Source organism: Lentzea rhizosphaerae, from assembly GCF_042649515.1.
GTDB classification, from domain to species: Bacteria; Actinomycetota; Actinomycetes; order Mycobacteriales; family Pseudonocardiaceae; genus Lentzea; species Lentzea aerocolonigenes.
In genome coordinates this window covers 247,667-260,347 of sequence record NZ_JBHRZI010000027.1, presented here as the reverse complement: position 1 = coordinate 260,347, position 12,681 = coordinate 247,667, and the positions used below count along the sequence as shown (strand labels likewise).

The 12,681-nt window shown below is 68.5% G+C and carries 15 protein-coding genes; 9 read left to right on the top strand and 6 right to left on the bottom strand.

Features of this window, described 5'->3' with window-relative positions; genetic code table 11:
* Positions 1–23: 23 nt before the first annotated feature.
* Positions 24–464, bottom strand: a complete 441-nt coding sequence (locus tag ACFOWZ_RS31105) for a MarR family winged helix-turn-helix transcriptional regulator (RefSeq protein ID WP_382377475.1) — start codon at positions 462–464, stop codon at positions 24–26.
* A gap of 82 nt (positions 465–546) precedes the next feature.
* Between ACFOWZ_RS31105 and ACFOWZ_RS31100 the strand changes: the two genes are divergently transcribed.
* Entirely contained in the window at positions 547–1,419 is an 873-nt protein-coding gene (locus ACFOWZ_RS31100; protein WP_382377474.1) for a hypothetical protein, read from the top strand.
* On the opposite strand, the gene ACFOWZ_RS31095 is transcribed toward ACFOWZ_RS31100, so the two are convergent.
* The 3 genes from ACFOWZ_RS31095 to ACFOWZ_RS31085 are packed head-to-tail and all read right to left on the bottom strand — an operon-like array spanning position 1,403 to position 4,129.
* Positions 1,403–2,206 carry an alpha/beta fold hydrolase gene (locus tag ACFOWZ_RS31095; RefSeq protein ID WP_382377473.1) on the bottom strand — a complete coding sequence of 268 codons (804 nt, stop codon included), beginning with the start codon at positions 2,204–2,206 and terminating at the stop codon, positions 1,403–1,405. The genes ACFOWZ_RS31100 and ACFOWZ_RS31095 overlap by 17 nt on opposite strands.
* 10 nt (positions 2,207–2,216) lie before the next feature.
* The gene (locus ACFOWZ_RS31090) at positions 2,217–2,648 is read right to left on the bottom strand and encodes a cupin domain-containing protein (protein ID WP_382377472.1); all 432 of its coding nucleotides are present in this window, start codon (positions 2,646–2,648) and stop codon (positions 2,217–2,219) included.
* Positions 2,645–4,129, bottom strand: a complete 1,485-nt coding sequence (locus ACFOWZ_RS31085) for a diguanylate cyclase domain-containing protein (protein WP_382377471.1) — start codon at positions 4,127–4,129, stop codon at positions 2,645–2,647. Before ACFOWZ_RS31085 ends, ACFOWZ_RS31090 begins: the two co-directional genes overlap by 4 nt.
* 137 nt (positions 4,130–4,266) lie before the next feature.
* On the opposite strand from ACFOWZ_RS31085, the gene ruvC reads away from it, so the two are divergent.
* From ruvC to ACFOWZ_RS31050, 7 genes are all read left to right on the top strand, one after another.
* Entirely contained in the window at positions 4,267–4,833 is a 567-nt protein-coding gene (gene ruvC / locus ACFOWZ_RS31080) for a crossover junction endodeoxyribonuclease RuvC (protein ID WP_382377470.1), read from the top strand.
* 30 nt (positions 4,834–4,863) lie between these two features.
* A complete protein-coding gene (gene ruvA / locus ACFOWZ_RS31075; protein WP_382377468.1) occupies positions 4,864–5,445 on the top strand; it encodes a Holliday junction branch migration protein RuvA in 582 nt (193 codons plus the stop codon).
* On the top strand, positions 5,442–6,455 hold the full coding sequence (gene ruvB, locus ACFOWZ_RS31070; protein ID WP_030468990.1) for a Holliday junction branch migration DNA helicase RuvB: 1,014 nt from the start codon (positions 5,442–5,444) through the stop codon (positions 6,453–6,455). The genes ruvA and ruvB overlap by 4 nt, the downstream gene beginning before the upstream one ends.
* A gap of 93 nt (positions 6,456–6,548) precedes the next feature.
* Positions 6,549–6,893: a preprotein translocase subunit YajC gene (gene yajC / locus ACFOWZ_RS31065; protein WP_382377467.1), complete on the top strand. Its 345-nt coding sequence runs from the start codon at positions 6,549–6,551 to the stop codon at positions 6,891–6,893.
* A gap of 129 nt (positions 6,894–7,022) precedes the next feature.
* Positions 7,023–8,816, top strand: a complete 1,794-nt coding sequence (gene secD, locus ACFOWZ_RS31060; RefSeq protein ID WP_382377466.1) for a protein translocase subunit SecD — start codon at positions 7,023–7,025, stop codon at positions 8,814–8,816.
* 1 nt (position 8,817) lies between these two features.
* Positions 8,818–9,972: a protein translocase subunit SecF gene (gene secF, locus ACFOWZ_RS31055; protein ID WP_382377465.1), complete on the top strand. Its 1,155-nt coding sequence runs from the start codon at positions 8,818–8,820 to the stop codon at positions 9,970–9,972.
* 23 nt (positions 9,973–9,995) lie between these two features.
* Positions 9,996–10,487 (top strand): adenine phosphoribosyltransferase, encoded by a 492-nt coding sequence (locus ACFOWZ_RS31050; protein WP_382377464.1) that lies wholly within the window; start codon positions 9,996–9,998, stop codon positions 10,485–10,487.
* Positions 10,488–10,491: 4 nt separating this feature from the next.
* On the opposite strand, the gene ACFOWZ_RS31045 is transcribed toward ACFOWZ_RS31050, so the two are convergent.
* Both ACFOWZ_RS31045 and ACFOWZ_RS31040 read right to left on the bottom strand, forming a co-directional pair.
* Positions 10,492–10,845 carry a hypothetical protein gene (locus ACFOWZ_RS31045; protein ID WP_382377463.1) on the bottom strand — a complete coding sequence of 118 codons (354 nt, stop codon included), beginning with the start codon at positions 10,843–10,845 and terminating at the stop codon, positions 10,492–10,494.
* A gap of 39 nt (positions 10,846–10,884) precedes the next feature.
* Positions 10,885–11,160, bottom strand: a complete 276-nt coding sequence (locus tag ACFOWZ_RS31040) for a hypothetical protein (RefSeq protein ID WP_382377462.1) — start codon at positions 11,158–11,160, stop codon at positions 10,885–10,887.
* A gap of 290 nt (positions 11,161–11,450) precedes the next feature.
* On the opposite strand from ACFOWZ_RS31040, the gene ACFOWZ_RS31035 reads away from it, so the two are divergent.
* Positions 11,451–12,668: an HNH endonuclease signature motif containing protein gene (locus ACFOWZ_RS31035; protein ID WP_382377461.1), complete on the top strand. Its 1,218-nt coding sequence runs from the start codon at positions 11,451–11,453 to the stop codon at positions 12,666–12,668.
* The last annotated feature ends 13 nt before the right edge of the window (positions 12,669–12,681 follow it).

The following is a 12,681-nucleotide window of genomic DNA, read 5'->3' as shown; positions in this document are numbered from 1 at the left end:
ACTCAGACTGCGCCGTCCGGACGCTACCCGCTGGTCCGGTAAGAACTCCCTAAGACCTCCGAACACCGCTGCAGCAGTGCGCGCAACTGGACGCGTTCCTCGTCGGTGAACGCGTCCGCCAGCTTCTGCTCCACCGCGACCGCACCCTGGTCCGCCTCGCGGAACTTCGCCTGCCCCGCCTCGGTCAGCCGGTTCTCCAGGACGTTGCGCTGCCACTGGTGCGGCGTCCGCTCGACCAGCCCGAGCGCGACCAGGTTCTGCAGGATCGTCGTCATCGTCTGCGGCGTGACCAGGCACAACCGCGCCAGCTCCGCCGCGGGCGCGCCGGGGTGCTCGCTCAGTGCGAGCAGCGCCGAGTACTGCGGCACGGTCAGGCCCGCCGGCTTCACCGCCGCCGACTTCGCGGCGATCAGCTCCATCTCGGCGCGCTTGATGTCTCCGCCGATCCGATCACCGCTGCGCATCCACCCATCGTAGAAGTGTGGTAAGACTACTGATGGTTATCAGGGTTCTGATAACCATCAGTAGTCTTACTGGAGGGAAGCAATGCGCATCGCGCTAGCCGTCATGGCGGCGTTGTTGCTGTTCACGGGCACGGCGTCGGCCACACCGAGGCACATCGAGGCCTCGTCGCCGTCGCTGCACCCCGAAGGCGTGCAGTGGGATCCGACCCGAGGGCAGTTCCTCGTCAGCTCATTGCGCCACGGCACGGTGTCGCTCGTCGGCACGAACGGCCGCGTCCGCCCGTTGGTCACGGGCACGCGCATGGTGTCGACGTTCGGCATCCAGGTGGACCGCGGCAGGCTGCTCGTCGCCTACGGGGACATCGGCTTCGGCGAGAAGTCGGTACCCGGCCAGTCCGGGCTGGGGATCTTCGACCTGTGCACCGGGCGTGCCCTGCGGTTCGTGGACGTGCCGGGCGGCGCCAACGACGTGGCGGTCGACCCGTCCGGCAACGCCTACGTCACCGGCCCGGCGGGCGACACGATCTGGAAGGTGTCGCCCTCGGGCGAGGTCTCGGCGTTCGCTGCGGACCCGCGGCTCGCGGCGGCCATCGGCAACAACGGAATCGTCTGGGACCCCAGGGGATTCGCCGTCACCGGCAACTACACCACCGGCACGCTGTTCAAGGTCACCCGCGGCCACGTCGAGGAACTGCCCGCCCCGAAGCTCGTGGGCGCGGACGGCCTGACGCTCACCCGCGACGGCCTCGTGGCGGTCACCAACACCCTCGGCGCGCCGGGGAAGAACGCGGTCACCGTGCTCGACACCCGCACGTGGCAGGTGAAGTCCCAGCGTTCGTGGCCGACTGCGCCGACCACCGCGGCCCGCACACCGCACGGCACGTACGTGCTGAGCGGCCACCTCGACGTGCTGCTGGCGGGCGGGACGACGGACGAGTTCAGCCTCGACCGATGAACTCCAGGAGCAGCCGGTTGATCTCCTCCGGCCGCTCCAGGTACCCGATGTGCCCGCACCCGTCGACCTCGACGTAGCGGGCACCGGGAATCGCGTCCGCCACCTCGCGTGACAGGCGGGGTGGCAGGACGACGTCGTCGGCGAACCCGACCACCAGCGCCGGCGTGGAGATCCGCCGGTACGCGTCGAGCCGCGGTTCGTAGTCGTGCAACGCCAGCTGGGCGCGCTCACCGCCGCTGAGCGACGACCCCGCGAACTCGTACAGCTGCAACCAGTCGCGGGCCGCGGCCGGGTTCGCGAGCGTCGCCGGCGACAGGTTGCGGATCACCGACGCCGCCGCGTAGAACGCCACCGGCACCTCGGTGCCCTTGTCGTACAGGTCGCACAGCGCCTGCGACCACGCCTGCTGCGCCGGTTCGGGGCGGCCCGTGGTCGCCATCATCACCACCGAACGAACGAGCGACGGGTGAGCCAGCGCGAGTTCCTGGGCGATGCGGCCGCCGAGCGAGGTGCCGACCACGTGCGCCGGACCACCCAGGTGCTCGATCAGCGCCGCGGTGTCGGCGACCATGTCGTCGACCGTGAAGCCGTCCGCGCACTCCGACGACGGCCGGATGCCCCGGTTGTCGAAGTACGCGACGCGGTAGCCGGCCTTGACCAGCGCGGGCACCTGGTAGGCGCGCCAGACGCGGCCGGGACTGCCGGTGCCCATGATCAGCACGACGAGGTCGCCGGATCCCTCGGTCTGGACGTTCAGCTCGATGCCGTTGAGCGGGACAAGCGCCATTCCCAAGATCCTAGAAGCGGCACAAGGGCCGGATCTCCTCGGCGTGAGAGGGATAACGCCCGCACAGGTCGTCCGCATGTCCGAAGGAGACGATGTCGTCGGTGTACGGCGGCACCACCACCGTGCCCACCAACGACCACTCACCGTCCGGCGCGCTGCCCTGCCACACACCCGCGGGGACGACGACCTGCGGGTTCGACGCGCTCAGCACCGGCTGCGCGACCGAACCGTCCGGGTGCAGCAGCAACATCCGCAACGGCGACCCGGCGTGGAAGTGGTAGATCTCCAGGTGCCTCAGCACGTGCATGCCGGAGAAGTCGGGCCTGCGCAACAGGTACGCGATCGCCGACACCTCCTCCGACCGGTGCGTCTGCGCGAAGTAGCCGCCCTCGACGGGAAGCTCCTGCAGGCCGAGCTCGCTGATCAACTGCTCTGGTGTCACGTCATCTCCGGTAGCGGTGAACCGTGCACGACGACCATGCCCTTGCCGAGCCGTTTCGCCGTGTACATCGCGGCGTCCGCGGCGCCGAGCACGTCGTCGGCGGTGACCGCGGGGTCGTGCGAGAACCGTTGTGCCACACCGATGCTGGCGTGCACGTGGTGCACCCTGCCCTGTACCTCGTGCGGATGAGCCAACGCCTTGAGCAGCCGTTCGCCGATCTCCTCGGCGTCCCCGCCGTCGATCAGCACGCCGAACTCGTCACCGCCGAGCCGCGCGACGGTGTCCTCCTCGCGCACGCTGTTCTCCAGCCGTGCGGCGACGTTGCGCAGAACCATGTCGCCCTCGGCGTGTCCGTTGTTGTCGTTGACCGCTTTGAAACCGTCCACGTCGATGAACAACAGGATCAACGGCTGTGCGCGGTCTTGCACCGCCAGCGCGCGCTCCAGCCGTTCGCGGAACAGGGAGCGGTTCGCGACGCCGGTCAACGGATCGTGCGTCGCCTCGTGCCGTAGTTGCTCACGAGAGACACGGAGCTGGTCCATCAAACGGACGTTGTCCATCATCGTGACGAGCTGACGCACGATCACGAAGCACACGACGGCGAGACCGACGTAGATCTCGACCGGGTTGAGGCGGCCGCCGGTCGCGGTGTTCCACAGGACGAAGAGCCCGGTGACCGCGAGCGGCACGTACGGCACGAACAGGTGCAACAGGTCGGCGGTCCGGATGCGGCCGGGCGACGCTTCCAGGTTGCGGGCCGGGGCCAGCGCGCTGAGGAAGAAGAACGCCGGGCACAGCATGAACCCGATGTCCGCCATCGGCGGGATCGCCGTGATGCCCTTGGAGATGTAGAACGCGAACACCCAGCCCGACGACGACTGTGCGATACCTGCCAGTGCGATGAAGAGCATCGGCCACTGACGTACGGGCTGATGCGTCCACGACAGCACCACGATCGCCACGAGCAGCACGAGGTACGCGGCGGGATGCGCGACGACGGTGGCGAAACCGGGCCCTTCGGTCGCCCACGCGCGGGTCAGCGACTCCAGCGCCGACACCCACGTCAGCACGAACAGCGACCCGATCACGATCAACCCGTCGAGCACGACGACGGTGCGGCTGCGGTAGTTCGGCAACAGGTCGTCGGCCCGGCGCTTCTGCGCCTTCACGACCACCGCGGCCAGGCACAGCACCGGCACGAGCGTGAACCCGAGCGGCGCGATCGTCGACGTCGGCAGCTGCACGCCCAGGATCTGCTGCCCCCAGATCCACGCGGACAGCCCGACGGTCAGGCTCGTCATCGCCGCCGTCATCCAGCCGTCGCGTTTCTTCGCGTACGCCAGAAGAGCCGCCACGGCGAACACGAGCTGCACGACCTTGTCGATCGCGACGCCGACCTCACGCGGCGCGGTGAGTGCGGTGAGGATGGTGATGACCATGAAGGTGCCGACGCACCCGGCCACGAGCCAGAACCTCTTCACCGCGCACTCCCGTGATCGAAACCCGACCACCGTAGTGACGGCGGTGCGGACTTGTCGAACCGTGTCGGTGCGAGTCGCCCATGCGTGCACCGGATATGGTTCGAACTGTTGTTCGTTCAGCGATCCGGGGAGCTGTTGTGCGCGTGTTCGGGGTCGACCCCGGTCTGACCAGGTGCGGCTTCGGCGTCGTCGACGGCGGACCGGGCCGGACCGTGCGCGCTGTCGCCGTCGACGTCCTGCGCACGCCTGTTGACGCTCCTCTGTCCGTGCGCCTGCACGAGCTGTACGTCGGCGTCTGCGAGTGGCTCGACCGCTACGAGCCTCAGGTCGTTGCCATCGAACGGGTCTTCGCCCAGCACAACGTCCGCACGGCCATGGGCGTCGCACAGGCGTCGGGCGTCGTCGCACTGGCCGCCGCGCAACGGAACCTGCCCGTCGAGTTCCACACGCCCTCCGAGGTGAAGGCCGCCGTCACGGGTTCGGGCCGCGCGGACAAGGCGCAGGTGACCGCGATGGTCACCAAACTGCTCGGCCTGAAGGTGGCGCCGAAGCCGGCGGACGCGGCAGACGCGCTCGCCCTGGCCATCTGCCACCACTGGCGCGCGCCGATGCGCAACCGCATGGAGGAGGCGCAGGCACGCGCGGCGGAGCTCGCCCGCGTGCACAAGGCCAAGCTGGCCGAAGCCGCCAAGCGCACGAACTAAGGTCCAGCCCGTGAACTCCGGAGGAACCAGGTGATCTCGTCACTGCGCGGCCAGGTGCAGCACGTCGGCCTCGACCACGCCGTCGTCGAGGTGGGCGGCGTCGGGTTCGCCGTCCAGATGACCCCGACCACGCTCGCCACGCTGCGCCGCGGCGAGGAGGCGAGCCTCGCCACCACCCTCGTCGTGCGCGAGGACAGCCTCACCCTCTTCGGGTTCGCCGACGCCGAGGCCCGCGAGCTGTTCGGCCTGCTCCAGACGGTCAGCGGCATCGGCCCGCGGATCGCCCTCGCGACGCTCGCGGTCCTCGAACCGGACAAGCTCCGCCACGCCCTCGCCGAAGGCAACATCACGGTCCTCACGCAGGTCCCCGGCATCGGCAAGAAGGGCGCGGAACGCCTCATCATCGAGCTCCGCGACAAGGTCGGCGCCCTCCCGACGCCCACCACCCCGGCCCACAGCAAGACGCGCGACCACGTCGTCGAGGCGCTCCTCGGCCTCGGCTTCCCGGCCAAGGCCGCGGAGCAGACCGTCGACGGCGTCCTCGCCGACAACCCGGACCAGTCCACGTCCGCCGTCCTGCGCCGTGCGCTCGCGACCTTGGGGCGCAAGTGACCGAGGACGAGCTCAGCCCCTTCGCCGCGCCGGCCGAGCGCGACGTCGAGACCAGCCTCCGACCGGCCGACCTGCACGAGTTCGTCGGCCAGCAGCGGGTCCGCGAACAGCTCGAACTCGTGCTGCACGGCGCCATGCGACGGGGTACCGCGCCGGACCACGTCCTGCTCAGCGGCCCTCCCGGTCTGGGCAAGACCAGCCTGGCCATGATCATCGCGAAAGAGCTCAACAGCGCCATCCGCATCACCAGCGGCCCCGCACTCGAACGCGCGGGCGACCTCGCCGCGATGCTGTCCAACCTGGTCGAGGGCGACGTCCTGTTCATCGACGAGATCCACCGCATGGCCCGCCCCGCCGAGGAGATGCTGTACCTCGCGATGGAGGACTTCCGCGTCGACGTCGTCGTCGGCAAAGGCCCCGGCGCGACCAGCATCCCGCTCGACATCGCACCGTTCACGCTGGTGGGAGCCACGACGAGGTCCGGAGCGCTCACCGGGCCGCTGCGGGACCGCTTCGGCTTCACCGGCCACATGGAGTTCTACAGCGCCGACGAGCTCGACCTCATCGTGAAGCGCAGCGCCAAGATCCTCGGCGTCGACCTCCACGACGACGGCGCCATCGAGATCGCGGGACGCAGCCGCGGCACCCCCCGGATCGCGAACCGACTCCTGCGTCGCGTCCGCGACTTCGCCGAGGTCAGGGCCGACGGCCGGGTCACGGAGGAGATCGCCAAGCAGGCGCTGGAGGTCTACGACGTCGACCAGCTCGGCCTCGACCGGCTCGACCGGGCGGTGCTGTCGGCGCTGGTCAAGAGCTTCAACGGCGGCCCGGTCGGGGTGTCCACGCTCGCGGTCGCGGTCGGTGAGGAACCGACCACCGTGGAAGAGGTGTGCGAACCGTATTTGGTGCGGGCTGGCATGCTGGCCCGGACGCCGCGCGGCCGAGTGGCGACGCCTGCCGCGTGGCACCACCTGGGGCTGGAACCGCCCGCCGGTGATCAACTGTGGTGACCTGGCACAATCGGTGAAAGCACCTGGACATATCGGACGTGCGTAGAGGCATGTCCACTTGATCGGAGAATGATGGGCAACCTTTCGTCTTTGATGTTCCCGTTGCTTCTGGTTCTGCTGGCCGTGCCGCTGTTCCTCAGCGCGCGCAAGCAGAAGCGGGCGATGGCCGAGCAGCAGCAGCTGCAGAGCTCGCTCGAGCCGGGGGACAAGGTCATGACGACTTCGGGTCTCTACGGCACCGTCGCCGACGCGAGCCACGACACCACCATCGACATCGAGATCTCCGAGGGTGTCGTCACGCGCTGGCTGCGCGCCGCGATCCGCGAGAAGGTCGTCGAGACGGACGAGACCGTCGTCGAGGACAAGGTCGAGGAGGACGAGGAGCCCGCGACCACCGCACAGGTCGCCGAGCCCCTGGACCACAACGCCAAGAAGTAACCACATAAGCTCGGCTACCTGGAGTTGGCAACTGTGAAATCCGCCAACTCCAGGTAGTGACGCGCAGCTCACGCGGCGCGCGTTACGCTGCGCGCTCGGAAACCATCGCTACTAGGAGACGGACGGATCGTGGCACCTCCGGCCGGGCAAATTCGCCCCGCGAAGTACTTGGCGAGTTTTGTCCTCATCGTGGTCGCTCTTTACGCCCTGGTGTTCTTCACCGGGAACGGTTCGGCCAAACCCAAGCTCGGTATCGACCTCCAGGGCGGCACCATCGTCACGCTGACCGCGCGTCAGGAAGACGGTGCCCAGCCCAGCGAGGACGCGCTGAACCGCGCACGTGACCTCATCGAGGTCCGCGTCAACGGTCTCGGTGTGTCCGGTGCCGAGGTCGTGCGAGACGGCAACAACCTGACGATCACCGTGCCCGGCGCGGACAGCGAAGGCGCGAAGGGCCTCGGCCAGACCGCTCGCCTCGCGTTCCGCAAGGTCATCGGCCAGCCGGTCCCCGCGGGCACGCCGGTCCAGCCGCAGACGTCGTCGAGCACCGCGCCGTCCAGCGGTGCGAGCACGCCGCCGTCCACGCCGTCGAGCCAGAGCGCGGGCACCCCCTCGTCGAGCAACGCTCCGCAGGGCCGCCCCGCGCCGAACCTGGCCGCGCAGCCATCCAGCACGCCGCCGTCGAGCAGCACCGCGCCGTCGTCCTCCAGCGCTCCGACTTCCACTCCGTCCGCCCCCTCCAACATCGACCCGAAGGTCGCGAAGGAGATCCAGGAGGCCAAGGCCTTGCGCCAGGCCACGGACCCGCAGATCCTCCAGCAGGCCGCGCTCCTGCTCGACTGCTCGAAGGCAGACCCGCTGCGCGGCAACGACGACCTGGACAAGCCGCTCGTCACCTGTGACGAGAAGGGCGAGTTCAAGTACACGCTGGCGCCGGCCGTGCAGCCCAAGGAAGACACGCAGACCAAGGCTGACGACTACACCAACTACACCCGCCTCACGGGTGAGGACATCGACAACGCCGCCGCGAACAACAACCCGAACGGCACCGGCTACGTCGTCAACCTGAGCTTCAAGAGCGAGGGTGGCTCCAAGTGGGCCAAGTTCACCTCCGCCAACGTCCAGCAGGCCGTCGCGGTCGTGCTCGACGGTGAGGTCATGTCCGCGCCGACCATCCAGTCGGCCATCGAGGGCGGCTCCACCGAGATCAGCGGCAAGTTCACGCTGAAGGAAGCCACGAACCTCGCGAACACGCTGAAGTACGGCGCGCTGCCGCTGTCCTTCGACTCCTCCGAGGCCCAGACCATCTCCCCGACGCTCGGCCTGCAGTCGCTCAAGGCCGGTCTGATCGCCGGCGGCATCGGCCTCGCGCTGGTCTTCGTCTACTGCATGTTCTACTACCGCCTGCTGGGCCTGCTGACGATCCTGTCGCTCGGACTGTCGGCCGTGATCATCTACGCGGTGCTGGTGCTGCTGGGCCGCTGGATCGGGTTCACGCTCGACCTCGCGGGCATCGCCGGTTTCATCGTCGCCATCGGTATCACCGCGGACTCGTTCATCGTCTTCTTCGAACGACTGAAAGACGAAGTGCGTGAGGGCCGCACGTTCCGTTCGGCCGTGCCGCGCGCATGGGTCCGTTCGCGCCGCACGATCCTTTCCGCCGACGCGGTCAGCTTCATCGCCGCCGCCGTGCTGTACGTGATCGCGGTCGGCCAGGTGAAGGGCTTCGCGTTCACCCTGGGCATGTCGACGGTCCTCGACCTCGTGGTCGTGTTCCTCGTGACGCACCCGCTGGTCGCGATGGCGTCGAAGTCCAAGTTCCTGTCCAACCCGAACCTGTCCGGCCTGGGCGGCGCCGCGCGCGAGGGTGCGGCCCACCGCGCCGCCGTGACCGGCAAGACCGCTGCCGTGAAGGAGGCCTGACATGGGCAACGTGTTCACGCGCCTCTACGTGGGCAACGGCGCTTTCGACATCGTCGGCAAGCGCACCCGCTGGTACATCATCTCGGGCATCATCCTGCTGGTCTGCATCGGCTCGATGGTCTTCAAGCAGTTCAACCTCGGCATCGACTTCGAGGGCGGCACCAAGATCTCGCTGCCGTCGGTCTCGCAGTCCGGCCAGGCCATCTCGACGAAGGCCGTCGAGGACTCGTACGCGAAGGCGCTGCCCGGCAAGAAGCCGAACGCCGTGCAGGCCGTCGGTTCCGGTGCCAGCGCCACCATCCAGATCAAGTCGCCCGCGCTGAACGTCGCCGAGGTCGCGACGCTCAAGACGACTCTCGCGCAGGACACGTCGCCGCAGGGTGGTCAGACGGCGATCTCCGACAGCGCCGTCTCCGCGTCCTGGGGTGGTGAGATCAGCGGCAAGGCCCTGTGGGCCCTGTTCTGGTTCTTCATCGCGGTCACGCTGTTCCTGGCGTTCTACTTCGAGTGGCGCATGGCCGTCGGCGCGCTCGTCGCCGTCTTCCACGACGTCATCATCACCGCGGGCGTGTACTCGCTCATCGGGTTCGAGGTGACGCCGGCGACGGTCATCGGTCTGCTCACCATCCTCGGTTTCTCCCTGTACGACACGGTCGTCGTGTTCGACAAGGTCAAGGAGAACACCCGAGGCCTGCTGGGCCTGACCCGCCGCACGTACGGCGAGGCCGCCAACCTGGCGCTCAACCAGACCCTGATGCGCTCGATCAACACCTCGCTGATCGCGCTGCTGCCGGTCATCGGCCTGCTGGTCGTCGGCGTCGGCATCCTGGGCGTCGGCACGCTCCAGGACCTGGCGCTCGTCCAGCTCGTCGGCATGTTCGTCGGTGCCCTGTCGTCCATCTTCATCGCCACGCCCGTCCTGGTGGACCTGAAGATGCGCGACCCGAAGTACATCGCGCAGGCCAAGCGCGTGGCCGCCCGCCGCGCCAAGGCCTCCGGCCCGCAGGTGGCCGAGGGCATCGAGTCGGTCGACGAGGACGCCCTCGCCGCCGACCTGCGCAAGGAAGAGGCGCTCGCCGCCGCCGCGTCGGTGCCTCACCGCACCGCCAAGGCCGGTGACGTGCGCCGCCGCCCGACCGGAAAGCGCCAGCGTTGAAATTGGATCGTGCTCTGGGACTGATGCGTGAGGTCCCGGACTTCCCCAAGCCAGGGGTCGTCTTCCGGGACTTCACGCCGGTTCTCGCCGACCCCGACGCCCTGCGCGCCGTGGTCGACGCGCTGCAGGACAAGATCGACGACAGCACCCAGGTGATCGCCGCCATCGAGTCGCGCGGCTTCCTCCTGGGTGCTGCCCTGGGCTACGGCTGGCGCTACGGCGTCGTGCCGCTGCGCAAGCCGGGCAAGCTCCCGGTCGTCGCCGACTCGGTGGCCTACGACCTGGAGTACGGCACGGCTTCGCTGGAGCTCCCCGCCGCCGCCATCCAGCCGGGCCAGCGCGTCGTCGTGGTGGACGACGTGCTCGCCACGGGTGGCACCGCCGAAGCCGCCTGCACGCTCGTGGAGCGGGCCGGCGGCATCGTGACGGGTGTGTCGGTGGTGCTGGAGATCGCGGCCCTGGGCGGACGCAGCCGTTTGGCGGGCCGCGAGGTCAGCGCCCTGCTGGCGGTCTGACGCGTCAGCTGTTGTACAACAGCATCAGGTAGACGTTCTTGATCGCGCCGATGATCCCGTAGATCACCATCCACACCACGAGGTAGACCGGGATCGTCAGCGGGATCAGCACCCACGGCGCGATCTTCGCCCGCATCAGGATCAGCCACGTGACGACCGTGGTGATCACCCAGAACACCCCGCCGATGACGAGCGCGGGCGCCAGGTTGTCCCATTCCGACTGGGTTCTCACGTTGGCGACGACGACCGTCACGATCCAGGCGATGTACCAGATCGAAGCTCCGGCGGCACAGTGCAGGAGCGGCGTGCCCTTCTTGGCGGGCGGCGACGGTGGTGGCGCAAAAGGCGTCGGCTGCATTTCTGGTCCCCCCAGACCTTGTTGCTTCGCGAGATCATGTCAGCTGGGTGGGGGCGGCGCCACGAATCCGGCACTGATCGTGACGAAGACCAACGCCACGATCGACACCAGGAACGTCCACACGGCCAGCTGCCACCACTTGGCTTCCGTGGCACCCCGGAACAGCAGCCAGCTCGCCGCGGTGGCGAGCAGCCAGGCCGCGGCGGCGCCGGCGAGGGCTCTGGGGTCGAAGTTGGTGGGGTCGTCGAGGGCGAGGTACGCCATGGTGCCGAGCCAGACGGCGTTCATGGCGCCGCACCACAGGAGTGTCCTCACGCGGGTGAGTGTCTCAAGTTGTGCTTGGACAGCTTCGCCGACCCGGCACATGCCCTCCTTCGTCGGGCGTGTGCCGGGCCGAATTTCTGTGGTTCCTTTTCTCGGGTGGTTGCGGGGCGTGGTTTCTTTGCGTGCTTCGCGCTTTAGTGCCGTGCGTGGTTGATAGTTGTTGCGTTGCGTCTAGAGAGATGCGCACTAACGGACCCTATGGCCGCCTGTCGAGTCGCTACGCCCGATCGTGTGACGCCTGACGTGCGTTTTAATCGTGATCTTGCGGTAATGTCGAACGCATGAGCGAACCGGACTTCCGCCTTCTGGCCACCGACGAGCTGCTGAGTGCAGTCGTCGGTGACGTGGTGGAAATTCGTGTTCTCGAAAACGCGATGATGCAGAAGATCGCCGAATTGGAACGTCGCGGCGCAGCGAGCGAGTTGGGCAGGAATGTGGCCGACGTGCTGCGCCACGCCGTGCGCTGGGATCTGCCGACCGCGCAGCAGTGGGTAGCGCGAGCCGGGCTGCTGACCCGTGAGGTCACGCCGACCGGCTCCGTGCTGGAGCCCGAACTGCCCGTCACCGCCGCCGCGGTGGCAGAGGGAGCGTTGTCCGGCGAGCACGTCTCGGCGGTCGCCAAGGCGATGAAGAGCCTGCCGCCCGAAGCGGAGCAGCCCCTGGTCGAGTACGCCCGCGAGCACGAGCCCCGCGCGGTGAAGTCGTTCGCCAGAGACCTGGCCTACCGGCTGTTCCAGAACGACCCGGAGCCGGGCGAGACCGAACCGGAGCTCCCCGTCAACCGGCTGCGCCTGCACTGGAAGGGCGACCAGCTGGAGGTGCGGGCCAGCCTCGACAAGATCACCGGCGCAAAGCTCGAGGCGATGATCGACCCCTTGGCCAAACCCCGCTCGACCACCCCGGACGAGGGCCCCGACCCACGCACCCGCCCCGAACGCGACGGCGACGCCTTCGCCGACCTGATCGACCTGATGCTGCGCGCCGACCGCCTCCCAGAACACGGCGGCGAGCCGGTCACGCTGACCGTGACCATGAACTACGAAGACCTGGCCGCAACGACAGGCGTGGCGACGCTGGACACCCGCGAGCAAGTCTCAGCCAAGTTGGTCCGCCGCCTGGCCTGCAACGCCGGAGTGATCCCGGTCGTCCTGGGTGGACGGTCCGAGCAGCTGGACATCGGCCGCAAGACCCGCACCTTCCCGGCGGCGCTTCGCCGTCTGCTCGTGGTGAGAGACAAAGGCTGCACCTTCCCCGGCTGCGACCGTCCACCGAAACACTGCGACGCCCACCACATCAGGCATTGGGCCAACGGCGGCGCCACCTCGATCGACAACGCCACCCTGCTCTGCCGCCACCACCACACGTTGATCCATCAAAGCGAATGGGAGGTCACACTCCGCGATGGCACTCCGATCTTCATCCCTCCCGCCTGGCTGGACCCTGCCCGCACCCCAAGAACCAACACCGCCTTCCGCGACGGGCGCCAACGCGCCGCCTGAAGCCGGCCTGTCT